Origin of the sequence: Cellulomonas sp. zg-ZUI22, assembly GCF_017353535.1 — a bacterium.
Taxonomy (GTDB): domain Bacteria; phylum Actinomycetota; class Actinomycetes; order Actinomycetales; family Cellulomonadaceae; genus Cellulomonas; species Cellulomonas wangleii.
Genome location: NZ_JAFMUZ010000002.1, coordinates 545,155 through 568,864, shown reverse-complemented (window position 1 = coordinate 568,864; position 23,710 = coordinate 545,155). Strand labels below are relative to the sequence as shown.

Sequence of the window (23,710 nt, the reverse complement as noted above, 5' to 3'; positions counted from 1 at the left end):
GGACCGTGCACCGGCGGGTCGCGCGCCGACCGTCCCGGCGTGCCGCGCGTCACGCGGGACCTCGGTCCCGCACGCCCCCGGCCACGGTAGGGTGGTACGTCGAGCAACCTCCCTTTAAGCCCGTCCTGTGAGGCGGGGAAGGAGTCGCACGCATGAGCACGTCCACACCCACGTCCGGACCCGGACGTCCCGCCCCCGGCGCGGACCCCACGGCCGCCGGACCGACGCCCACCGGCACCGGCACCACGGTCCTCGGACCCGACGACGTCGGACGGGCACTGACCCGCATCGCGCACGAGATCGTGGAGCGCAACAAGGGCGTCGACGACGTCGTCCTGCTGGGCATCCCGACGCGCGGCCTGCCCCTGGCCCGCCGGCTCGCGCAGCGGCTCGCGCAGGTGGAGCACGCCGACGCCGCCGACCTCGTCGGCAGCCTCGACGTGACGATGCACCGGGACGACCTGGCCCACCAGCCGACCCGCACCATCGGGGACACGTTCGTCCCCGGCGACGGGATCGACGGCAAGGTCGTCGTCCTCGTCGACGACGTCCTGTACTCGGGACGCACCATCCGCGCCGCCCTCGACGCGATCAGCGACCTGGGCCGACCCCGCGCGGTCCAGCTCGCCGTCCTCGTCGACCGCGGCCACCGCGAGCTGCCGATCCGCGCCGACTACGTCGGCAAGAACCTGCCCACGGCCACCGCCGAGCGCGTCCGCGTGCTCCTCGCGGAGACCGACGGCGACGACCGCGTCGTCATCGAGGGGGCCACCCGATGAGGCACCTGCTCTCGGCCGCCGACCTGGGGCTCGACGAGGCCGTCCTCGTCCTGGACACCGCCGCGCAGATGGCCGCCACGCAGGCGCGCGAGATCAAGAAGCTCCCCACGCTGCGCGGGCGCACCGTCGTCAACCTCTTCTTCGAGGACTCCACCCGCACGCGCATCTCGTTCGAGACCGCCGCCAAGCGACTCTCGGCCGACGTCATCAACTTCTCCGCCAAGGGCTCGAGCGTGTCCAAGGGCGAGTCGCTCAAGGACACCGCGCTGACCCTGCAGGCCATGGGCGCCGACGCCGTGGTCATCCGCCACCAGGCGTCCGGGGCGCCGCACACCCTGGCCCACGCGGGCTGGACCCACGGTGCGGTCGTCAACGCCGGCGACGGGATGCACCAGCACCCCACCCAGGCCCTGCTCGACGCGTACACGCTGCGCCGCCACCTCGTCGGTGACGGTGGCCGCGCCGACGTCACCGGCCGCGACCTGTCCGGTGCGCACGTCGCCGTCGTGGGGGACGTCCTGCACTCCCGGGTCGCCCGCTCGAACGTGCAGCTGCTGCGCACCCTCGGTGCCCGCGTCACGCTGGTCGCACCGCCCACGCTCGTGCCCGTCGGTGTGCACGCCTGGCCGGCCGAGGTGTCCTACGACCTGGACGACGTCCTGGCCACCGGACCCGACGCCGTCATGATGCTGCGCGTCCAGCGCGAGCGGATGTCGAGCGCCGGCGGCGGGTTCTTCCCCAGCCCGCTGGAGTACACCCGCAACTACGGGCTGGACGCACGCCGCCTGGCGATGCTGCCCGACCACGCCGTCGTCCTGCACCCCGGACCCATGAACCGGGGCCTGGAGATCTCGGCCGACGCGGCCGACTCGCCGCGCGCCGTGATCGTCGAGCAGGTCGCCAACGGCGTCGCGGTCCGCATGGCCGTGCTGTACCTGCTGCTGGCGGGCGGCGACACCGCCCGCGGCGAGGCACCCGCCGGGCGCACGGGGGACCACCAGGAGCGCACCGACGTGCGCACGGACGAGACGAGGACGCACGCGTGACGACCCACCTGCTGACCGGCGCCCGCCCCCTGGGCGGCGAGCCCACGGACGTCCTGCTGGCCGACGGCGTGGTCGCCGCGATCGGCGCCGAGGCCCGCCGCCCCGGTGCCCACGTGGTCGCAGCCGAGGGCCTGGTGCTGCTGCCCGGGCTCGTCGACCTGCACACCCACCTGCGCGAGCCGGGCCGCGAGGACGCCGAGACCGTCGAGTCCGGCACCCGGGCCGCCGCGCTCGGCGGCTTCACCGCCGTGCACGCCATGGCGAACACCACCCCCACGCAGGACACCGCGGGCGTCGTCGAGCAGGTCTGGCGCCTGGGCCGCGACGCCGGCTGGTGCGACGTGCACCCCGTGGGCGCCGTCACCGTCGGGCTCGCGGGGGAGCGGCTCGCCGAGCTCTCCGCCATGGCCCGGTCCGCCGCCGCGGTGCGCGTCTTCTCCGACGACGGCAAGTGCGTGCACGACCCCGTCGTCATGCGCCGCGCCCTGGAGTACGTCAAGGCGTTCGACGGCGTCGTCGCCCAGCACGCCCAGGAGCCCCGGCTCACCGAGGGCGCCCAGATGCACGAGGGCGTCGTGTCCGCCGAGCTCGGCCTCACCGGCTGGCCCGCGGTCGCCGAGGAGGCCGTCATCGCCCGCGACGTGCTCCTCGCCGAGCACGTCGGCTCCCGGCTGCACGTCCTGCACCTGTCGACCGCCGGCTCCGTCGAGATCGTGCGCTGGGCCAAGGCCCGCGGCATCGACGTCACCGCCGAGGTCACGCCCCACCACCTCATGCTGACCGACGAGCACGCGCGCGGCTACGACCCCCGCTTCAAGGTGAACCCGCCGCTGCGCACCGCCGACGACGTCGAGGCGGTCCGCCAGGGCCTCGCCGACGGCACCATCGACACCGTCGGCACCGACCACGCCCCGCACCCCCGCGAGGACAAGGACTGCGAGTGGGCCGCCGCGGCCTTCGGCATGACCGGGCTGGAGACCGCGCTGTCCGTCGTCCAGGCCGCCATGGTCGACACCGGCCGCATGACCTGGGCCGACGTCGCCCGCGTCATGTCCACCGCCCCCGCCCGCATCGGGCGCGTCCCCGGCCAGGGTCGGCCCATCGCCGTGGGGGAGCCCGCCAACCTCACCCTCGTCGACCCCCACGCGCGCCGCGTCGTCGTCCCCGAGCAGCAGGCCACGGCCAGCGTCAACTCCCCGTTCGCCGGGCAGGAGCTGCCCGGCCGGGTGGTCGCCACGTTCCTGCGGGGACGCCCGACCGTCCTCGACGGCGCACTCGTCCCGGCAGGGGTGCACGCCTGATGCCCGTCTGGGCCTCCGTCGCGATCCTCGCCGCGCTCGCGGTGCTGGGTCTGTGGGGCATGTGGCGCGGCTGGCAGGCACGTGGCCGGCGGACCGCGGCCCTGGTGCCGAGCGTCCCGACGGTCCCCGCGTCTCCCGGCGCGCCCGTCGGCGCGCCCGTCGAGGCGGTCTACGTCTCCTCGACACGGGCCGGCGACTGGCTCGACCGCGTCGTCGCGCACGACCTGGGCGTGCGCAGCCCCGCGCTGGTGCAGGTGCACGCGGACGGCGTGCTGCTCACGCGCACCGGCGCCGCCGACGTCTGGGTGCCCGCGGGTGCGCTGCGTGCCGTGGGGACCAGCAGCGGGCAGGCCGGCAAGTTCGTCGGCCGCGACGAGCTGGTGGTCCTCACCTGGGTCCCGGACGCGACGACCGGCACCGCCATCGACACCGCGCTGCAGGTGCGCCACGACGACGCGCGTCCCGCGCTGCTCGCCGCGGCCCGCACCCTGGCAGCGCCCACCGACACCGAGACGGCGCCGCCCACGGCGCAGGAGGAGCAGGCATGAGCGACGCGATCCTCGTCCTCGAGGACGGCCGCACGTTCACCGGGCGGGCCTACGGCGCGACCGGGCGGACGCTCGGCGAGATCGTCTTCAACACCGGCATGACGGGGTACCAGGAGACCCTGACCGACCCGTCGTACCACCGGCAGATCGTCGTGATGACGGCGCCCCACATCGGCAACACCGGCGTCAACGACGAGGACGCCGAGTCCCGCCGCATCTGGGTCGCCGGGTTCGTCGTGCGGGACCCCGCGCGCCGCTCGTCGAGCTGGCGGGCGCGCCGCACCCTCGACGACGAGCTCGTCGCGCACGGCGTGGTCGGCATCAGCGACGTCGACACCCGCGCCCTGACCCGTCACCTGCGCGAGCGCGGCGTCATGCGTGCCGGCATCTTCTCGGGCGACGCGCTCGTGCGGCCCGAGGGGGAGCGGCGGCCCGTCGACGAGCTGGTCGACGAGGTGCTGGCCGCCCCGGTGATGGCCGGTGCGGACCTGGCGGGCGAGGTCAGCGTCGACGAGGCGTACGTCGTGCCGGCGCTCGGTCCGGACGGGCAGCCGCTGGCCGAGCCGCGGGCACGCGTCGCCGCGGTCGACCTGGGCATCAAGTCGATGACGCCGCAGCGGCTCGCCGAGCGCGGCGTCGAGGTGCACGTGCTGCCCGCGACGTCGGCGATCGACGACGTGCTCGCCGTCGGGCCCGACGGCGTGTTCTTCTCCAACGGCCCGGGCGACCCGTCGGCCGCGCGCCACGAGATCGACGTGCTGCGGGGCGTGCTCGACCGCCGCATCCCGTTCTTCGGCATCTGCTACGGCAACCAGCTGTTCGGCCGCGCCCTCGGGTTCGGCACCTACAAGCTGCGCTACGGGCACCGCGGGGTGAACCAGCCTGTCGTCGACCGCACCACCGGCAAGGTGGAGATCACCGCGCACAACCACGGCTTCGCCGTGGACGCCCCCCTCGACGCGGAGACCGTCGCACCCTTCGACGGCGGCCGCTACGGCCGCGTGCGGGTGTCGCACGTCGACCTCAACGACGACGTCGTCGAGGGCCTCGAGGCGCTCGACCTGCCGGCGTTCTCGGTCCAGTACCACCCCGAGGCCGCGGCGGGTCCGCACGACGCCGCGTACCTGTTCGACCGCTTCCTCGACCTCATGACCACGCACCGCGACGGCTCGACGCCGGACGCCGCCACCACCGAGAAGGGCGCCGCCTGATGCCCCGTCGCGACGACCTGAAGTCCGTCCTCGTCATCGGGTCCGGCCCGATCGTCATCGGCCAGGCCTGCGAGTTCGACTACTCCGGGACGCAGGCGTGCCGCGTCCTGAAGGAGGAGGGCCTGCGGGTCGTCCTCGTCAACTCCAACCCCGCCACGATCATGACGGACCCCGAGTTCGCCGACGCCACCTACGTCGAGCCGATCACCACCGAGGTCCTCACGTCGATCATCGCCAAGGAACGCCCCGACGCGATCCTGCCCACTCTGGGCGGGCAGACCGCGCTCAACGCGGCGATCGCGCTCGACGAGGCCGGCGTGCTCGAGAAGTACGACGTCGAGCTCATCGGCGCCAACATCCCCGCGATCCAGAAGGGCGAGGACCGCGAGCAGTTCAAGCAGGTCGTCGAGGTCTGCGGCGGGGAGTCGGCGCGCTCGGCGATCATCCACACGATCGACGAGGCGCTGGTCGCGGCCGAGGACCTCGGGTACCCGATGGTCGTGCGCCCGTCGTTCACCATGGGCGGGCTCGGCTCGGGCATCGCGTACGACGAGGCGGACCTGCGCCGGATCGTCGGTCAGGGCCTGCACTACTCGCCGACCACCGAGGTGCTCCTCGAGGAGTCGATCCTCGGCTGGAAGGAGTACGAGCTCGAGCTGATGCGCGACAAGCACGACAACGTCGTGGTCGTCTGCTCGATCGAGAACGTGGACCCCGTCGGCGTGCACACCGGTGACTCGATCACGGTGGCGCCGGCGCTCACGCTGACCGACCGCGAGTACCAGCGGCTGCGGGACATCGGCATCGCCGTCATCCGCGAGGTCGGCGTCGACACCGGCGGCTGCAACATCCAGTTCGCGGTGCACCCGGACACGGGTCGCGTCATCGTCATCGAGATGAACCCGCGCGTGTCGCGGTCCTCGGCCCTGGCGTCCAAGGCGACGGGCTTCCCGATCGCCAAGATCGCCGCCAAGCTCGCGGTGGGCTACACGCTCGACGAGATCCCGAACGACATCACGGGCTCCACCCCGGCGTCGTTCGAGCCGACCCTCGACTACGTCGTGGTCAAGGTCCCGCGGTTCGCGTTCGAGAAGTTCCCCGCGGCGGACGACACGCTCACCACGACCATGAAGTCCGTCGGCGAGGCCATGGCGATGGGTCGCAACTTCGCCGAGGCGCTCGGCAAGGCGATGCGGTCCATCGACAAGGGCGGCTCGACGTTCCACTGGGACGGGGAGCCGGCGACGGGCGAGCAGCTCGACACCCTGCTCTCGACGATCTCGCGGCCCACGGAGGGTCGCCTGGTCGACGTGCAGCAGGTGCTGCGCGCCGGCGTGAGCGTCGACGAGGTCTACGCGCGCACGGGCATCGACCCGTGGTTCCTCGACCAGGTGCAGCTGGTCAACGAGGTCGCGCAGGCCACGGCCGACGCGCCGGCGCTCACCGCCGACGTGCTGGCGCACGCCAAGCGCCACGGCCTGTCCGACGTGCAGGTCGCGTCGCTGCGGCGGACCAGCGAGGACGCCGTGCGGCGCACGCGCTGGGCGCTGGGCGTGCGGCCGGTCTACAAGACCGTCGACACGTGCGCGGCCGAGTTCGAGGCCCGCACGCCGTACCACTACTCGTCGTACGACGAGGAGACCGAGGTCGCCCCGCGTGAGCGCCCCGCGATCCTCATCCTGGGCTCGGGGCCCAACCGCATCGGCCAGGGCATCGAGTTCGACTACTCGTGCGTGCACGCCGCGCTCGCCCTCAAGGACGAGTACGAGACCGTCATGGTCAACTGCAACCCCGAGACCGTCTCCACGGACTACGACACCGCCGACCGCCTGTACTTCGAGCCGCTGACCTTCGAGGACGTGCTCGAGGTGTACGAGGCCGAGCTGGCCGCCGGGCCGGTGGCCGGTCTCATCGTGACCCTCGGCGGCCAGACGCCGCTGTCCCTCGCGCAGCGTCTGTCCGACGCCGGCCTGCCCATCCTGGGCACCTCGCCCGAGGCGATCGACGCCGCCGAGGACCGTGCGGAGTTCGGCGAGGTCCTCGCCGCGGCGGGTCTGCCCGCCCCGGCGTTCGGCACCGCCACGCACCTCGAGGCGGCGAAGGAGACGGCCCGGCGCATCGGGTTCCCCGTGCTCGTGCGGCCCTCGTACGTGCTGGGCGGGCGCGGCATGGAGATCGTCTACGACGAGGCGCAGCTCACCGAGTACGTCGAGCGGGCGATCGCGGAGCAGCTGGGCGGCGACCGCGGCGGCAGCCTGCCGCCGCTGCTGATCGACCGGTTCCTCGACGACGCCATCGAGATCGACGTCGACGCGCTGTACGACGGCACCGAGCTGTACCTCGGCGGTGTCATGGAGCACATCGAGGAGGCCGGCGTGCACTCCGGCGACTCGGCGTGCGTCCTGCCGCCCGTGACGCTGTCGGTGGCCGAGCTGGAGCGGATCCGGACCTCCACCGAGGCGATCGCCCGCGGTGTCGGGGTCCGCGGGCTGCTGAACATCCAGTTCGCGCTCGTGTCCGACGTGCTCTACGTGCTCGAGGCCAACCCGCGCGCGTCGCGCACCGCACCGTTCGTGTCGAAGGCCACCGGCGTCTCGCTGGCCAAGGCCGCCGCGCTGGTCATGACCGGGCGGTCCATCGCCCAGCTGCGCGCGGAGGGGGTGCTGCCCCCGACCGACGCGAGCGTCGTCGACCTGGACGCGCCGATCGCCGTCAAGGAGGCGGTGCTGCCCTTCAAGCGGTTCCGGACCGCCGCCGGCACGGTCGTCGACACGGTCCTCGGCCCCGAGATGCGCTCGACCGGCGAGGTCATGGGCTTCGACGTGGACTTCCCCACGGCGTTCGCCAAGTCGCAGGCCGCGGCGTTCGGCGGGCTGCCCACCGGCGGCCGGGTGTTCATCTCCGTGGCGGACCGCGACAAGCGGTCGATCGTGTTCCCCGTCAAGCGCCTCGTGGAGCTCGGGTTCGAGATCCTCGCGACGGAGGGGACGTCCGCGGTGCTGCGGCGCAGCGGGATCCGCGCGAGCGTCGTGCGCAAGCACTCCGCGGGTCGCGGCCCGGGCGGCGAGCCCACGATCGTCGACCTCATCACGGCCGGTGAGATCGACATGGTCGTCAACACGCCGTCCGGGCAGGGGGCGCGCGCCGACGGCTACGAGATCCGCGCCGCCACGACGGCCGCCGACAAGGCCATCGTCACCACCGTGCAGCAGCTCGGTGCCGCGGTGCAGGCCATCGAGGCGCTGCAGTCCGGGCCGTTCACGGTCACGAGCCTGCAGGAGCACGACGCGGCCGCGGCGGCGCGTCGTGCCGCCCTGGCCGCGGCGGCCCGCGCCGGGGTCGACGCGTGAGCGACGGTCCCGTCCCGTTCGGTGCCCGCCTCGCGGCGGCGATGGACGAGCACGGACCGCTCTGCGTCGGCATCGACCCGCACGGCTCGCTCCTGGGGGACTGGGGCCTGCCGGACGACGCCACCGGGCTGCGGGAGTTCTCGCTGCGCGTGATGGACGCCGTGGCGGGCCGGGTCGCGGCGGTCAAGCCGCAGGCCGCGTTCTTCGAGCGGCACGGCTCGGCCGGCCTGGCGGTCCTCGAGGAGGTGGTCGCGGCGGGGCGTGCCACCGGGACGCTCGTGGTCGTCGACGCCAAGCGGGGGGACATCGGGTCGACCATGGGCGCGTACGCCGACGCGTACCTGAGCGACGGCTCGCCGCTGGCGGGGGACGCCCTGACGGTGTCGCCGTACCTCGGCTTCGGGTCGCTGGGGCCGGCTGTCGAGCTGGCCCTGGCGACGGGACGCGGGCTGTTCGCCCTGTGCCTCACCTCCAACCCGGAGGGCGCCGCGGTGCAGCACGCCCGCACCGCCGACGGCGTGACGGTGGCGGCCGCGGTCGCCGCGCGCGCCGCCGCGCTGAACGAGGGTGCGTCGCCGCTGGGCTCGGTCGGGCTGGTCGTGGGCGCCACGATCGGGGACGCGGCCCGCGCGACGGGCGTCGACCTGGCGGCCGTCAACGGGCCGCTGCTGGCGCCCGGGGTGGGGGCGCAGGGGGCCGGTGCGCGCGAGCTGGCGGCCGTCTTCGGTGACGCCCGGCGGCAGGTCCTCGCGTCGTCCAGCAGGGGAGTGCTGCGTGCCGGCCCCGACGTCGGAGCGCTGCGGGACGCGGCCGGTCGGGCCGCCGCGGAGGCCGCTGCAGCCCTGCGCTGAGCCACCGCACGAGGGGCGGCCACGGGGGGCGGCCACGGGGGTGGTGGCCGCCCTTCGGCATGCCGTCGGAGGGCACGTGGACGCCCGGTGCTTCCCGGGGGCGGTGCGGGGGCGGTGCCAGGCTCGCGTGCCTCGCGGTCGTGCCTTCGTTCCGGTCAGGCGCGATGTCTGATAACGGAACCTGGCGCCCCGGAAGCCGCCTCAGCGATCGACAACGAGGGCCGCCTGACGGCGGCCCGCAAGGACAGGACGACACGCCGACCGGCCCGCCGCTGCGTCCACCGGGCTCCGCGGTGGCGCGACCTCGTGGGACCCCCGTGTCCGTGGCACCCGGTACCGTCCGTCCCGTGGCGGGGGAGACGACGGTGGGACGGGCGGTGGCCCGGTGCCTCGCCACCCTCGGCGACCTGCACCCGAGCACGGCGCGGGCGTACCGGTGGGCGCTGAGCGACCTGGCCGCGACGTGCGGGGACGACCAGCTCGCCGACGTCCTGGGAGGACCGGCTCTCGGCCTGTGGCTCCAGTCGCCCACGGCGGCCGGGAAGGAGCCGTCACCGGCGTCGGTGCGGCAGCGGGCGACCGCGGCGCGCGGACTCGTGCGGTTCGCGCTCGACCACCGTCTGCTCGACGCCCCGACCGCGGAGTCCGCGGTGCGCACCCTGCGCCGGCCGGCGACGCCCGCGGTGACACGCGACACGTCCGCCGCCCGTCTCCTGCTGGCACGGGCGGTCGGCGGGCGTCCGTACGGCGTGTCGCACGACGTGTGGGTCCGCTTCCGGGCGCACGCGCTCCTGCTGGCCGAGACGGGCGCGCCCGAGCGCGACCTGGGCCGCGCGCTCCTCGCCGAGGTGGCGCCCGACCGCTCCGCTCTCACGCTGGCCGGTGCGCGCTACGCGGTGGGGGAGCCGACCCGGCACGCACTGGGAGCCTGGCTCGTGACCCGCGAGGAGCTCGTCGGGACGCTGCAGGGGAGCCCGCCGCCCCAGCTGTGGGTGCGTGCGCACCCGTCGACGCACCCCCGCACGGGCGTCGTCGCCCCGGTGGGCATGCCCATCACCGCACGTGGGCTGCGCAAGGCGTTCCAGGAGGTCGTCGACGTGCTCAGCGGTGCCGACCCGCGCCTCGCCACCTGCACCGTCGCGCACGTCCGCGCGCTCGCCCGCCCTGCGACCGCGTGACGAGCGCAGGCCGACGACCTCACCGGCCCGCCCGGCGACGGTCCCACGACCTGCGGCGGGGCCGCGCGGGCGCGCGTCGGCGCAGGTCGCGGGCGACACACCACGCCCCCGCGTTGCCGACCGGCAGTACCGTCGCTAGTTTCGTGTCAGATCCCGCGCAACGGCGACCAGGATCTCCGGCCCAGTGACGAGAAGGTGAAGCGCGTGGCTCTTCCTCCGCTGACTCCCGAACAACGAGCCGCCGCGCTCGAGAAGGCTGCCGCGGCGCGGCAGGCCCGTGCCGAGGTGAAGAACCGCCTCAAGTACTCGCAGGGCTCCCTGTCCGAGGTGATCGAGCAGGGGCAGCAGGACGAGACGATCGGCAAGCTCAAGGTCGCCGCGCTCCTCGAGTCCCTGCCCGGTGTGGGCAAGGTCAAGGCCCGTGCGATCATGTCCGAGATCGGCATCTCGGAGACGCGCCGGGTGCGTGGCCTCGGTCCGCACCAGGTCAAGGCGCTCGTCGACCGGTTCGGCTGAGCGTCCTGCGACGGCGCCCCGCCCGACACCGGGCGGGGCGCCGTCGCACGTCCGGGACGAACCGGACGCCATCCCCGGAACCTGGAGCGGTGCACCACCCATGACCAAGCAGCCGGCACGGCTCACCGTGCTCGCCGGACCGACCGCCGTGGGCAAGGGGACGGTCTCGGCCGACATCCGCGCCCGCTACCCGCAGGTGTGGCTCTCGGTGTCGATGACCACCCGCGACCCGCGCCCCGGCGAGGTCGACGGACTGCACTACCACTTCGTGTCGCCCGAGCGCTTCGAGGAGATGGTCGAGCACGGCGACCTGCTCGAGTGGGCCGTCGTCCACGGCCGCAACCGGTACGGCACCCCCCGGGGGCCCGTCCTCGAGCGGCTCGCGGCCGGTGAGCCCGCGCTGCTGGAGATCGACCTGCAGGGGGCGCGGCAGGTCCGTCGGACCATGCCGGACGCGCGCTTCGTCTTTCTCGCGCCGCCGTCCTGGGACGAGCTGGTCCGCCGGCTGGTCGGGCGCGGGACGGAGAGCGCCGAGGAGCGCGAGCGGCGGCTGGAGACGGCCCGTGTCGAGCTCGCCGCGGAGCCCGAGTTCGACCACGTCATCGTGAACGACGACGTGCACCGCGCCACGGACGAGCTCGTGCGGCTGATGGGCGTCGACGCCTGAGGGTTCCCGGGCGACGCGCGGGACCAGGTACGATGGGACCGACTGCGCCGCTCGACGCCCACCTCCCACCCGGGGCTCGTGCCGACGGCGCCTCAGACCCGCTCAGCCATCCGACAGGACTGGAGTCCTCCGTGTCCGGAACCGTTGCCGCCCCCACGGGCATCACCGACCCGCCGATCGACCGCCTCCTCGAGCGCGCCGACTCCAAGTACGCGCTCGTGCTGTTCTCGGCCAAGCGCGCGCGGCAGATCAACGCGTACTACGCCCAGCTCAACGAGGGCCTGCTCGAGTACGTCGGCCCTCTCGTCGAGACCCGCCCGCAGGAGAAGCCGCTCTCCATCGCCATGCGCGAGATCGACGCCGGGCTGCTCACGTCCGAGCCCGTCGCGGAGGCCTGAGCCTCCCCGTCATGCGCATCGTCCTCGGGGTCGCGGGCGGGATCGCCGCGTACAAGGCGGTCCTGCTCCTGCGGATCCTGCGCGAGCAGGGCCACGCCGTGCGCGTCGTGCCCACCCGCGCGTCGCTGGAGTTCGTCGGCCGTGCGACCTGGGAGGCCCTGTCGGGCGAGCCGGTCACGACCGACGTCTTCGAGGACGTCGACCAGGTCGCGCACGTCGCCGTCGGCAAGACGGCCGACCTCGTCCTGGTGGCCCCGGCGACCGCCGACCTGCTGGCCCGTGCCGCAGCCGGCCGGGCCGACGACCTGCTGACAGCCTCCCTGCTGGTGGCGCGGTGCCCGGTGCTGCTGGCGCCGGCCATGCACACCGAGATGTGGGAGCACCCGGCCACCGTCGCCAACGTGGCGACGCTGCGGTCCCGCGGCGTCCACGTGCTCGAGCCCGCTGTCGGCCGCCTCACGGGCACCGACACCGGGGCAGGACGCCTGCCGGAGCCCGAGGTGATCGCGGCCGCCGCGCTGCGGCTGCTCGAGCCGCCCGTCGAGCAGGACCTGCGCGGTCGCCGTGTCGTGGTGTCCGGCGGCGGCACGCGCGAGCCCCTGGACCCGGTCCGGTTCCTCGGCAACCGGTCGTCCGGACGCCAGGGCGCGGCGCTGGCCCGGACGGCCGCGCAGCGCGGTGCCGAGGTCACGTTCGTCGCGGCCAACGTCGCCGCCGACGTCCTGACCGAGGCCGGTGCCGGCGTGCAGGTCGTGCCCGTGGAGACGGGGGAGGAGCTGCGGCGCGCCGTCCGCGGGGCCGCGCGCGACGCGGACGTCGTCGTCATGGCGGCCGCCGTCGCGGACTACCGCCCGGCGAGCGTCGCCGACGCCAAGCTCAAGAAGTCGGGGGACGACCCGGTGCTCCGGCTCGTCGAGACCACCGACGTCCTGCGCGAGCTCGTCACGGACCCGCCCCGCACCGACCAGGTCGTCGTCGGCTTCGCAGCCGAGACCGGTGACGCCACCGGCACCGTGCTCGACCACGCCCGCGCCAAGGCGCTGCGCAAGGGCGCCGACCTGCTGGTCGTCAACGCGGTCGGCGACGGGCGCGGCTTCGGCACCACGACCAACGAGATCACCGTGCTCGACCGGGCGGGTGACGTCGTCACACAGGCGGCGGGCACCAAGGGCGAGGTCGCCCACGCCGTGTGGGACACCGTGGTCCCGGTGGTGGACATCCGCTCACCACGCCCCGGCGGCGCGGCTACGCTTCGGGCATGACCTCCACGCCTCTCCGCCTGTTCACCTCGGAGTCCGTGACGGAGGGCCACCCCGACAAGATCTGCGACCAGATCTCCGACGCGATCCTCGACGCCATCCTCGAGCAGGACACGACGGCTCGCGTCGCGGTCGAGACGATGGTGACCACCGGCCTGGTGCACGTCGCCGGTGAGGTCACGACCAGCGCGTACGTCGAGATCCCGCAGATCGTCCGCGAGGTGGTCCGCGGCATCGGCTACACCTCCTCGCTCATCGGCTTCGACGGCGACTCCTGCGGCGTGTCGGTCTCCATCGGCCAGCAGTCGCCCGACATCGCCGCGGGTGTCGACAAGGCCATCGAGGTCCGCCAGGACGCCGCGGACCTCGACCCGCTCGACCTGCAGGGTGCCGGCGACCAGGGGCTGATGTTCGGGTACGCGAGCGACGAGACGCCCTCCCTGCTGCCCCTGCCGATCTGGTTGGCGCACCGGCTGGCCGAGCGCCTCGCCCAGGTGCGCAAGGAGGGCACGCTGCGCGGCCTGCGGCCCGACGGCAAGACGCAGGTCACGGTCGGCTACGAGGGCGACCGGCCCGTGTCCCTCGACACCGTCGTGCTGTCCACGCAGCACGAGCCCGACCTGTACGAGTCGGCCCTCGCCGCGCAGGTGGCCGAGCTCGTCGTGGCACCCGTGCTCGCCGACGCGGGCATCGACACCTCCGGCCACCGCCTGCTGGTGAACCCCACCGGCCAGTTCGTGATCGGCGGCCCGCAGGGCGACGCCGGGCTGACGGGACGCAAGATCATCGTCGACACCTACGGCGGCATGGCGCGCCACGGCGGTGGTGCGTTCTCCGGCAAGGACCCGTCCAAGGTCGATCGCTCGGCGGCGTACGCCATGCGGTGGGTCGCCAAGAACGTCGTCGCCGCGGGCCTCGCGCGCCGCTGCGAGGTGCAGGTCGCCTACGCGATCGGCAAGGCGCACCCCGTGGGCCTGTACGTCGAGACCTTCGGGACCGGCACGGTGCCCGAGGACCGGCTGACCGCGGCGATCCGCGAGGTCTTCGACCTGCGCCCCGCGGCGATCATCCGCGACCTCGACCTGCTGCGGCCCGTGTACCGGCGCACAGCGGCGTACGGCCACTTCGGCCGCGACCTGCCGGAGTTCACCTGGGAGCGCACCGACCGCACGGCCGACCTGCTGTCGGCCGTCGGCTGACCGCGCCCCGCCGTCCGACGGCGGTGGCTCTGACGAGCGCCGCGCGGACACCCGGCGCCGTGGTGGGATGGACCGCGTGACCAGCGCGAGCACCCCCGAGCAGCCGGCGCTGGCCGGGCTCGAGGTGCCCGCCGCACCACGCCGGCGCCGCGTCGCCGCGCCGCCCGGGCCGGCCGCCCGGTTGCCCGTGGCGCGGGTCTGCGTCGACCTCGCACCGCCGCACCTCGACCGCCCGTTCGAGTACCTGGTGCCCGAGACGCTCGACGACGCGGCGCGCCCCGGTGTCCGGGTCAAGGTCCGGTTCGCCGGCCAGGACGTCGACGGGTGGCTGCTCGAGCGCGTCGAGCAGGCCGACCATGAGGGACGCCTGCTGCCGCTGCGGCGGGTCGTGTCCTCCGAGCCCGTCGTCGCGCCCGCGGTCGCGCGGCTGGCGCGCGCGGTCGCCGACCGGTGGGCGGGGAGCCTTGCCGACGTGCTGCGGCTCGCGGTCCCGCCGCGGCACGCACGCGTGGAGGGCGAGGTCGACGCACCCGACTCCGGCGAGGCCGTCGCCGGGGCGGTCGTGGCCGCACCCGCGCCCGGTGCGCCCGCCTGGGAGGCCTACCGGGGCGGTCCGGCGTTCCTGCGTCACGTCCTGGCGGGCGGTGCGCCGCGGGCCGTGTGGACGGCGCTGCCCGGCACCGGTGAGCACCGCTGGGCAGCCGCCGTGGCCCAGGCGGTGGCGACGGCCCTGCTGGGGGGCCGCGGCGCGCTCGTCGTGGTGCCCGACGCACGGGACGTCGATCGGGTGTGCACCGCGCTGCGTGAGACGGGGCTCACGCACGTGTCCGAGGGCGGCCCCGTGACGCGGCTGGTCGCCGAGGACGGCCCCGCCGCCCGGTACCGGTCCTTCCTCGCGACCCTGCGGGGACGCGCCCGGGTGGTCGTCGGGACACGGGCGTCGGCGTTCGCGCCCGTGGCGGACCTCGGCCTGGTCGTGTGCTGGGACGACGGCGACCTGCAGCACGCCGAGCCGCGCGCACCGTACCCGCACGTCCGCGAGGTGCTGGCGCTGCGGTCCGAGCTCGAGGGTGCCGCCCTGCTGGTCGGTGGCCACGCCCGGACCGTCGAGGCGCAGCACCTGGTCGCGACCGGCTGGGCGCACGAGGTGTCCGCCGACCGTGCCGGGGTGCGAGCCCGCACGCCGCGCGTGCGCGCGCTGACGAGCGTGGAGCTGGCGCGCGAAGGGCCCGCGGCGGCCGCCCGGCTGCCCGCGCCGGCGTGGCGCGTCCTGCGGGACGCCCTCGCCCTCGGCCCCGTCCTCGTCCAGGTGCCGCGTGCGGGGTACGTCCCCGTCGTCGCGTGCGGCCGGTGCAGGACGCCCGCGCGGTGCGCCACGTGCCACGGACCGCTGGGCCTGACGTCGGGCGACGGTCCGCCGTCCTGCGGCTGGTGCGGCCGGCTCGCCACGGGCTGGCGGTGCGACGAGTGCGGTGCCGCCGCCCTGCGGTCGGTCCGCGTCGGCTCCGAGCGCACCGCCGAGGAGCTCGGCCGGGCGTTCCCCGGCACCACGGTGCGCGTGTCCGGCGCCCGCGCGGCCGGCGGCGTCCTGTCCGAGGTGCCCGACCGGCCGGCGCTCGTCGTGGCGACGCCGGGTGCCGAGCCGCACGCCCCCGGCGGCTACGCGGCCGCCGTGCTGCTCGACGCCGCCGTGGCCAGCGCCGGGGAACGGCTGGGGGCGGAGGTCGACGCGCTGCGCCGCTGGCTGGGCGCGGCCGCGCTCGTGCGCCCCGAGGGGCAGGTGCTCCTCGTCGGGGACGGTGCCGTGCGCCCCACGCAGGCGCTCGTCCGCTGGGACCCCGCGGGCCTCGCTGAACGCGAGCTCGACGAGCGGGCCGAGCTCCGGCTGCCGCCGGCGGTCCGGGTCGCCTCGCTGACCGGCACGCGGGACGCGGTCGCCGCGGTCGTCACGCGCGTCGACGTCCCCGTGCTGGAGGTGCTCGGACCCGTGCCGGTGCCGCAGGACGACCGAGGCGCCGCGTTGGAGCCCGAGGTGCGCACGCTGCTGCGCGTGCCCCCGGCCGACGGGGCGGCGCTGGCGGCCGCCGTCGCAGCGTCCGTCGCGATCCGCAGCGCGCGCCGGGAGGGCGGCACCGTCCGCGTCCAGATGGACCCCGCCGACGTGCTGTGACGCACGGCGCGTGGGGTGACCCGACCTAGGATCGAACCCATGCGTCTGCTCTTCGCGGGGAGTCCCGCGGCCGCCGTCCCCTCCCTCGAGGCCCTCCTGGCCTCCCGGCACGAGGTGGTCGCGGTGCTGACCCGGCCCGATGCGCGCGTCGGGCGGGGACGCACGCTGCAGCCGTCGCCCGTCGGCGCCCTGGCCCGCGAGCGCGGTCTGCCGGTGCTGACCCCGCGGACGTTGCGCGACCCGGAGGTGGTCGCCGAGATCACCGCGCTGGGTGTGGACGCGGCACCGGTGGTGGCCTACGGGGTGCTCGTGCCGCCGACGCTGCTCGACGTCCCGCGGCACGGCTGGGTGAACCTGCACTTCTCGGTGCTGCCCGCCTGGCGCGGGGCCGCGCCGGTGCAGCACGCCGTCATGGCGGGTGACGAGGTCACAGGGGCCTCGACGTTCCGGCTGGAGGAAGGGCTGGACACGGGGCCGGTGTACGGGACGCTCACCGAGACGATCCGCCCCACCGACACGTCCGGCGACCTGCTGGGCCGGCTGTCCGTGGCGGGGGCCGAGCTGCTGGTGCGGACGCTGGACGCCCTCGAGGAGGGCGTGCTGGAGCCGGTGCCGCAGCCGGCGGACGGGGTGAGCCTGGCGCCCAAGCTGACGGTGCAGGACGCACGGGTGCGCTGGGAGCACCCGTCGACCGCCGTCGACCGGAGGATCCGGGGCTGCACGCCGGCCCCCGGCGCGTGGACCACCCTGCCGGACGGGCAGCGCCTCGGCGTGGGGCCGGTCCGTCCGGTCCCGGAGGTGACGGACCTGGGCCCGGGGGAGGTGCGTGCGGACAAGCGGGAGGTGCTCGTCGGCACGGGCGCCGGTGCCGTGCGCCTGGGGGAGGTGACCGCACCGGGCAAGCGCCCGATGCCCGCGGCCGACTGGGCGCGGGGTGCGCGCCTCGAGGCGGCGACCGTCCTGGGCAGGGTGCCGCAGGAGGCCGCAGTCACCGAGGGGGGTGCCCGATGACCCGGGAGGACCGTCCGCGTCGTGACGACCGTGCCGGGCGGGACGACCGCCCGCGGCGCGACGGCAGCGGCCAGGACGCGCGACGCGACGCGCGGGGCCGACAGCGCGGTGAGGCGCGGGTGCAGGGTCGCGCGGGGCGCACGACGGCCGCGCCGTCGCAGCGTACGCGGCAGGGCGACGCGGCACGCGGTGCGGCGTACGACACCCTGCGGGCCGTGGCGGACTCGGACGCGTACGCCAACCTGGTGCTGCCGCCGCTGCTGCGCGAGCGCCGCATCGCCGGGCGTGACGCGGCGTTCGCCACGGAGCTGGCGTACGGCACCCTGCGGTTGCGGGGCCGGTACGACGCGGTGCTCGAGCAGGCGTCGTCGCGTCCGCTCGCCCAGGTGGACCCGCCGGTGCTCGACGTGCTGCGCATGGGTGCGCACCAGCTGCTGGGCATGCGGGTGCCGCCGCACGCGGCGGTCTCCGAGACGGTGGGCCTGGCCCGCGAGCGCGTCGGGGCCGGTGCGGCGCAGTTCGTCAACGCGGTGCTGCGCCGGGTGGCCGAGCAGCCCCTGGACGTCTGGCTGACGCGGGTCGCGGACGCCGCCGACCCCACGGGTGACGACGTGGTGGCGCGGCTGGCGGCCGTGGAGAGCCACCCGGCGTGGGTGGTCCGGGCGCTGCGCGAGTCGTTGGTCGGGTCGGGTCGTTCGGCGGACGAGCTGGCGGCGCTGCTGGAGGCGGACAACGCGTCACCTCGCGTGACCCTGGTGGCGCGTCCCGGGCTGGTGACGCCGGCGGGGCTGGCGGAGCAGGTCGACGCCGTGCCGGCCGGTCTGGCGCCGACGGCGCTGGTGCTGACCGGCGGAGACCCGGGCGCGGTGCCGGCCGTCCGCGACGGCCTGGCCGGGGTGCAGGACGAGGGGTCGCAGCTCGTGACGCTGGCGTTCGCCGCGGCTCCCGTCGAGGGGCGCGACGAGCGCTGGCTGGACCTGTGCGCGGGACCCGGCGGCAAGGCGGCGCTGCTGGGTGCCCTGGCCGCCGAGCGGGGGGCCCGGCTGGTCGCCAACGAGGTGCAGCCGCACCGCGCCCGGCTGGTCGAGCAGGCGCTGCGGGCGGTGCCCCATGACGCCGTCGAGGAGGTGCGCACGGGGGACGGGCGCACGGTGGGGGAGCTGGAGCCCGGCTCCTACGACCGTGTGCTGCTCGACGCCCCGTGCACCGGCCTGGGTGCGCTGCGCCGGCGCCCGGAGTCGCGCTGGCGGCGCACGCCGGCGGACCTGGCGACGCTCGGTGCCCTGCAGCGCGCGCTGCTGGCGTCGGCGCTGGCCGCGGTGCGTCCCGGGGGCGTGGTCGCGTACGTGACGTGCTCGCCGCACCTGGCCGAGACGCAGCTGGTGGTGCTCGACGGGCTGCGGGCCGCCGCACGGGCCGGCACGCCCGCGGAGGTCGTCGACGCCGCGCCTGTCCTGGCCGGTGTCGCGCCGGCGTGGGAGCCGGTGCCGGGGCGCACCGACGTGCAGCTGTGGCCGCACGTGCACGGCACGGACGCGATGCACCTGACGCTGCTGCGGCGGCTCTGAGCGCGGCGGTCGGCGGGGTCGGTAGCGTGGTGCTCGTGCCACCCGTGCTGATCAACCCGAGCATCCTGTCCGCCGACTTCGCGAACCTCGAGCGGGACCTGCAGGCGATCGCGTCGGCGGACCACGCGCACGTCGACGTGATGGACCAGCACTTCGTGCCGAACCTCACGATCGGCCTGCCGGTGGTGCGGCGGCTGGCGCAGGTCAGCCCGCTGCCGCTGGACGTGCACCTCATGGTGGAGGACGCCGACCGGTGGGCCCCGCAGTACGCGGAGGCGGGCGCCGCGTCGGTGACGTTCCACGCCGAGGCGACGCAGGCGCCCGTGCGCCTGGCGCGCGAGCTGCGGGCCGGCGGCGTGCGCGCCGCGGTGGCGCTGCGCCCCGCGACCCCGGTCGAGCCGTTCCTCGACCTCCTCGCGGAGGTCGACATGATCCTCGTGATGACGGTCGAGCCGGGCTTCGGGGGGCAGGCGTTCATCGAGGGCACGCTGGCCAAGGTGCGTCGGGCGCGCGCCGCGGTGGACGCGGCCGGGGCGGCCACGTGGATCCAGGTGGACGGCGGCGTCTCGCGCGACACCATCGGGCGGATCGCGCGCGCCGGGGCGAACGTGTTCGTCGCCGGATCGGCCGTCTACGGGGCGGCGGACCCCGCACAGGAGATCGCGGCGCTGCGGGCGCTGGCCGAACGCCCCACGACGCAGGCCTGAGGTCGCCGGACCGACCTCGCGACGGGCCCTGCGGACCGGGCCCTGCGCGTCCGACGCCGCAGGTCCGGGCGCGGGCGAGCGGCCCGGCGGGAATGCCCCGTGTGGCATCATCGTTGTCGAACACACACGTGCTCCGGGGTCGGTGAAAGTCCGAGCCGGCGGTGACAGTCCGCGACCCGTGATCCCCGCGAGGGGTGAGCGGTTGACCTGGTGGAACTCCGGGACCGACGGTGAAAGTCCGGATGGGAGGAGACGCGTGCGCGGTGCGCCCTGGGGCGTGCCGTGACGGTACGGTCCTCCGCCCGTGCTGCCCCGGAGCCCTGACGGCGACGGAGGTGGACGGTGACGCGGACGACGACGCAGGACGCCGCGCGCGACCTGACCGTTCCGGGCCCGCAGGACGCGCTCCCGCGCGAGGTCGCCGCGATGCGCCGGGCGCTCGAGCTGGCGCACCGCGGACCGATGGGCCCCAACCCCCGTGTCGGGTGCGTCCTGCTCGACCGCGACGGCGCCGTGCTCGGGGAGGGCTGGCACCGCGGTGCGGGCACCCCGCACGCGGAGGTCGCGGCGCTGGCCGACGCCCGCGAGCGCGGTGCTGACGTGCACGGCGCCACGGCGGTGGTGACCCTCGAGCCGTGCGACCACACCGGGCGCACCGGCCCGTGCTCGACGGCGCTGCTCGCGGCCGGGATCGCGCGGGTCGTGGTGTCCGTGGAGGACCCCAACCCCGTCGCCGCCGGGGGAGCGCGCCGCCTGCGGGAGGCCGGGGTCGACGTCCTGACGGGCGTCCTGGACGACGAGGGCCTGGCCGCGCTGGGCGCCTGGCTGCCCGCGGTGCGCCACGGTCGCCCCTTCGTGACCCTGAAGACCGCCACCACGCTCGACGGGCGGATCGCGGCCGTCGACGGCACGAGCCGCTGGATCACGTCGGACGTGGCACGCCGGCACGCCCACGCGCTGCGCGCGGACGTCGGGGCGATCGTCGTGGGCACGGGCACCGCGCTGACCGACGACCCGTCGCTGACGGCGCGGACCGAGGACGGCTCGCTCGTCGAGCACCAGCCGCTGCGGGTCGTCGTGGGTCATCGCGACGTGCCCGCCGGCAGCCGGTTGCGGGGCCCCGGTGGAGAGCTCGTGACCGTGCGCACCCACGACCCCGCGCAGGTGCTGGCCGTGCTGCACGAGCGCGAGGTGCGCCACGTGCTGGTCGAGGGTGGCCCGACGCTCGCCGCCGCGTTCCTCGCGGCCGGCCTGGTCGACGAGGTCCACGCGTACGTCGCCCCGGTGCTGCTGGGCGCCGGCCCGGCCGCGGTCGGCGACCTCGGCATCACCACCATCACGCAGGCGCTGCGCCTGGAGCCGAGCACGGTGGTCCCGCTGGGGCCCGACGTGCTCGTCGTCGCCACGGTCCGCAACGCCCCGGCCGACGAGGCACCCGCCCCGGCCGCACGTCCGTCCACCGAGGAGGAGCACTGATGTTCACCGGGATCGTCGAGGAGCAGGGCACGGTCGTCGCGCTGGAGCGCGGGGCCGGGGACGAGGCGGACGCGCGGCTGCGCGTGCGCGGACCGCTGGTCACGTCCGACGCGCGGCCCGGGGACTCGATCGCGGTCAGCGGCGTGTGCCTGACCGTCGCGGACCTGCCGGGCGACGGCACGTTCGTCGCCGACGTGATGCCCGAGACGCTGCGTCGCTCCGCGCTGGGCGACCTCGCCCCGGGGGACGCCGTCAACCTCGAGCGGGCACTGGCCGTCGGCGGCCGGTACGGCGGGCACGTCGTGCAGGGGCACGTCGACGGTGTCGGCGTCGTGCGGTCCCGCCAGCCCGGCCCCCGCTGGGACGACGTGGAGATCGGGCTCGAGCCGGCGCTGGCGCGCTACGTGGCGGAGAAGGGCTCCATCACGGTGCAGGGGGTGTCGCTGACGGTGACGCACGTGGGCGACGACACGTTCGGCGTGTCGCTGATCCCCACGACCCTGCAGGTCACGACGCTGGGGGCGCTCGCGCCCGGGGCGCGGGTCAACCTGGAGGTCGACGTGCTCGCGAAGTACACCGAGCGGCTGCTGGCCACGGCGGGAGTGACCCGGTGAGCGCCGACATCCGTCTGGGCACGGTCGAGGAGGCGCTCGCCGCGCTGCGTGCCGGCCGCCCGGTGCTCGTCTCCGACTCCCAGGACCGTGAGAACGAGGCCGACGTGGTCCTCGCGGCGCAGTCCGCGACGCCGGAGTGGGTCGCCTGGACCATCCGGCACTCCTCGGGCTACCTCTGCGCACCGATGACCGGGGAGCGTGCGGACGCGCTGGACCTGCCGCTCATGGTCCCGCACAGCCAGGACCCGCGTCGCACCGCGTACACGGTCACCGTCGACGCCGCGACGGGGGTCACCACGGGGATCTCCGCCGCCGACCGCGCCCGCACGCTGCGGGTCCTGGCGGACCCCGCCTCGGGCCGCACCGACCTGATCCGCCCCGGGCACGTGCTGCCGCTGCGCGCCGTGCCCGGTGGGGTGCTGCACCGTGCGGGGCACACCGAGGCCGCGGTGGACCTGTGCCGGCTCGCCGGCCTGGAGCCCGTCGCCGCGATCGCCGAGCTCGTGCACGACGACGGCAGCATGATGCGGTTGCCGGACGCGGCCGCGATCGCCGCCGACGAGGATCTGGTGCTCCTGACGATCGCCGACCTGCGGGCCTGGCGGCTCGCCCACGGCGACACGGAGCCGGAGCCCGTCGAGCCGGCCGCCCTCGCGCCGCGCGTGCACGCCACCCACACCGCGTACCTGCCCACACGCCACGGCGACTTCCGCATCCACGGGTTCCGCGACCTGCGCACCGGTGACGAGCACGTGGCGCTCGTCTCGACCTCGGGGCTGGCCGCCGAGCCGACGGTGCGCGTGCACTCCGAGTGCCTCACCGGTGACGCCTTCGGTTCCGCGCGGTGCGACTGCGGCCCGCAGCTGGACGCGGCGCTGCAGATCGCGGCGGCCGAGGGCGGCGCGGTCGTCTACCTGCGCGGGCACGAGGGCCGCGGGATCGGGCTGCTCGCCAAGGTCGCCGCCTACGCCCTGCAGGACGAGGGCCGCGACACGATCGAGGCGAACGTCGACCTCGGGTGGCCCGCCGACCGGCGCGAGTACGGCGCGGCGGCGGCGATCCTCGCCGCGCTCGGCGTGCGGCGCGTCCGCCTGCTGACCAACAACCCGGCCAAGGTCGCCGGGCTGCGCGCCCACGGCATCGAGGTCACCCAGGTGCGCGGCCTGGAGGTGGGACGCACCCCGCACAACGAGGCGTACCTGCGCACCAAGGCCGTCAGCATGGGCCACGCGCTGCACCTCGACGACCCCACGACCGACGGCGCCCCGGCCGTGGCACCCGCCGTGCACGTCGCCCCCGTCCTCGCCGGCCCCGCACCCGCGGGCGCCGACACGACCGACCACACGTTCGAACCCCTGGAGGAGCTGGCATGAGCGGCGCAGGCGCACCCACCCTGGACCTGGACGGCCGCGGCCTGAAGGTCGTCGTCGTCGCCGCGAGCTGGCACACCACCGTCATGGACGGCCTGGTCGCCGGCGCCGAGCGGGCGCTCGCCGAGGCCGGTGTGCAGGACGTCACCACGGTGCGCGTCCCCGGCTCCTTCGAGCTGCCCGTGGCCGCGCAGCGCGCCGCGGGCACGGCCGACGCGGTCGTCGCCCTCGGGGTCGTCATCCGCGGCGGCACCCCGCACTTCGACTACGTGTGCCAGGCCGCCACCTGGGGCCTGACGCAGGTCGGCCTGAACACCGGCGTCCCCGTCGGGTTCGGGCTGCTCACGTGCGACGACGAGCAGCAGGCGCTCGACCGCGCCGGGCTGCCCGGCTCGCGGGAGGACAAGGGCGCCGAGGCCGCGCAGGCGGCGGTCGCCACGGCGCTCACTCTGCGTGCGCTGGGCGACGCATGACGGACCCGTGTGCGGCTG

The 23,710-nt window shown here is 75.6% G+C and carries 21 protein-coding genes and 1 riboswitch; all 21 genes read left to right on the top strand.

The window, feature by feature from the left end; translation table 11 throughout:
* The first annotated feature begins 152 nt into the window (after positions 1-152).
* The 21 genes from pyrR (at position 153) to ribH (ending at position 23,692) form a co-directional block, all read left to right on the top strand.
* Positions 153-779, top strand: coding sequence for a bifunctional pyr operon transcriptional regulator/uracil phosphoribosyltransferase PyrR (gene pyrR / locus J1G43_RS10330; protein ID WP_207342275.1), 627 nt, complete (start codon positions 153-155; stop codon positions 777-779).
* Positions 776-1,825 carry an aspartate carbamoyltransferase catalytic subunit gene (locus J1G43_RS10325; RefSeq protein ID WP_207342274.1) on the top strand — a complete coding sequence of 350 codons (1,050 nt, stop codon included), beginning with the start codon at positions 776-778 and terminating at the stop codon, positions 1,823-1,825. Before pyrR ends, J1G43_RS10325 begins: the two co-directional genes overlap by 4 nt.
* Positions 1,822-3,126: a dihydroorotase gene (locus tag J1G43_RS10320; RefSeq protein ID WP_207370413.1), complete on the top strand. Its 1,305-nt coding sequence runs from the start codon at positions 1,822-1,824 to the stop codon at positions 3,124-3,126. Before J1G43_RS10325 ends, J1G43_RS10320 begins: the two co-directional genes overlap by 4 nt.
* Positions 3,126-3,674 carry a hypothetical protein gene (locus J1G43_RS10315; RefSeq protein ID WP_207342272.1) on the top strand — a complete coding sequence of 183 codons (549 nt, stop codon included), beginning with the start codon at positions 3,126-3,128 and terminating at the stop codon, positions 3,672-3,674. The genes J1G43_RS10320 and J1G43_RS10315 overlap by 1 nt, the downstream gene beginning before the upstream one ends.
* Complete coding sequence (carA, locus tag J1G43_RS10310) at positions 3,671-4,885, top strand: glutamine-hydrolyzing carbamoyl-phosphate synthase small subunit (RefSeq protein ID WP_207342271.1); 1,215 nt, start codon at positions 3,671-3,673, stop codon at positions 4,883-4,885. Before J1G43_RS10315 ends, carA begins: the two co-directional genes overlap by 4 nt.
* Positions 4,885-8,235 (top strand): carbamoyl-phosphate synthase large subunit, encoded by a 3,351-nt coding sequence (carB, locus tag J1G43_RS10305; RefSeq protein WP_207378399.1) that lies wholly within the window; start codon positions 4,885-4,887, stop codon positions 8,233-8,235. The genes carA and carB overlap by 1 nt, the downstream gene beginning before the upstream one ends.
* Before the next feature lie 41 nt (positions 8,236-8,276).
* Positions 8,277-9,086, top strand: a complete 810-nt coding sequence (gene pyrF / locus J1G43_RS10300; RefSeq protein ID WP_207378472.1) for an orotidine-5'-phosphate decarboxylase — start codon at positions 8,277-8,279, stop codon at positions 9,084-9,086.
* Positions 9,087-9,433: 347 nt separating this feature from the next.
* Positions 9,434-10,264: a hypothetical protein gene (locus J1G43_RS10295; protein ID WP_207378398.1), complete on the top strand. Its 831-nt coding sequence runs from the start codon at positions 9,434-9,436 to the stop codon at positions 10,262-10,264.
* Positions 10,265-10,468: 204 nt separating this feature from the next.
* The gene (gene mihF, locus J1G43_RS10290; RefSeq protein ID WP_013117080.1) at positions 10,469-10,780 is read left to right on the top strand and encodes an integration host factor, actinobacterial type; all 312 of its coding nucleotides are present in this window, start codon (positions 10,469-10,471) and stop codon (positions 10,778-10,780) included.
* Between the two features lie 100 nt (positions 10,781-10,880).
* Entirely contained in the window at positions 10,881-11,447 is a 567-nt protein-coding gene (gmk, locus tag J1G43_RS10285; RefSeq protein WP_207342268.1) for a guanylate kinase, read from the top strand.
* A gap of 131 nt (positions 11,448-11,578) precedes the next feature.
* A complete protein-coding gene (rpoZ, locus tag J1G43_RS10280) occupies positions 11,579-11,845 on the top strand; it encodes a DNA-directed RNA polymerase subunit omega (protein ID WP_089798991.1) in 267 nt (88 codons plus the stop codon).
* A gap of 11 nt (positions 11,846-11,856) precedes the next feature.
* Entirely contained in the window at positions 11,857-13,107 is a 1,251-nt protein-coding gene (coaBC, locus tag J1G43_RS10275) for a bifunctional phosphopantothenoylcysteine decarboxylase/phosphopantothenate--cysteine ligase CoaBC (protein ID WP_207342267.1), read from the top strand.
* Positions 13,104-14,303 carry a methionine adenosyltransferase gene (gene metK, locus J1G43_RS10270; RefSeq protein ID WP_207342266.1) on the top strand — a complete coding sequence of 400 codons (1,200 nt, stop codon included), beginning with the start codon at positions 13,104-13,106 and terminating at the stop codon, positions 14,301-14,303. Before coaBC ends, metK begins: the two co-directional genes overlap by 4 nt.
* A gap of 67 nt (positions 14,304-14,370) precedes the next feature.
* Positions 14,371-16,473, top strand: a complete 2,103-nt coding sequence (locus tag J1G43_RS10265; protein ID WP_207378397.1) for a primosomal protein N' — start codon at positions 14,371-14,373, stop codon at positions 16,471-16,473.
* A 39-nt stretch (positions 16,474-16,512) separates the two neighbouring features.
* On the top strand, positions 16,513-17,484 hold the full coding sequence (gene fmt / locus J1G43_RS10260) for a methionyl-tRNA formyltransferase (RefSeq protein WP_207378396.1): 972 nt from the start codon (positions 16,513-16,515) through the stop codon (positions 17,482-17,484).
* Complete coding sequence (locus J1G43_RS10255; protein WP_207370420.1) at positions 17,481-19,052, top strand: RsmB/NOP family class I SAM-dependent RNA methyltransferase; 1,572 nt, start codon at positions 17,481-17,483, stop codon at positions 19,050-19,052. Before fmt ends, J1G43_RS10255 begins: the two co-directional genes overlap by 4 nt.
* Positions 19,053-19,087: 35 nt before the next feature.
* Entirely contained in the window at positions 19,088-19,759 is a 672-nt protein-coding gene (gene rpe / locus J1G43_RS10250; RefSeq protein WP_249670526.1) for a ribulose-phosphate 3-epimerase, read from the top strand.
* Positions 19,760-19,883: 124 nt separating this feature from the next.
* Positions 19,884-20,017, top strand: a riboswitch (FMN riboswitch).
* Positions 20,018-20,185: 168 nt separating this feature from the next.
* Positions 20,186-21,235 carry a bifunctional diaminohydroxyphosphoribosylaminopyrimidine deaminase/5-amino-6-(5-phosphoribosylamino)uracil reductase RibD gene (gene ribD, locus J1G43_RS10245; protein ID WP_207378471.1) on the top strand — a complete coding sequence of 350 codons (1,050 nt, stop codon included), beginning with the start codon at positions 20,186-20,188 and terminating at the stop codon, positions 21,233-21,235.
* Positions 21,235-21,849, top strand: a complete 615-nt coding sequence (locus tag J1G43_RS10240; protein WP_207370421.1) for a riboflavin synthase — start codon at positions 21,235-21,237, stop codon at positions 21,847-21,849. The genes ribD and J1G43_RS10240 overlap by 1 nt, the downstream gene beginning before the upstream one ends.
* On the top strand, positions 21,846-23,222 hold the full coding sequence (gene ribB / locus J1G43_RS10235) for a 3,4-dihydroxy-2-butanone-4-phosphate synthase (protein WP_207342261.1): 1,377 nt from the start codon (positions 21,846-21,848) through the stop codon (positions 23,220-23,222). The genes J1G43_RS10240 and ribB overlap by 4 nt, the downstream gene beginning before the upstream one ends.
* Entirely contained in the window at positions 23,219-23,692 is a 474-nt protein-coding gene (gene ribH / locus J1G43_RS10230; RefSeq protein WP_207370422.1) for a 6,7-dimethyl-8-ribityllumazine synthase, read from the top strand. The genes ribB and ribH overlap by 4 nt, the downstream gene beginning before the upstream one ends.
* Positions 23,693-23,710: the final 18 nt, after the last annotated feature.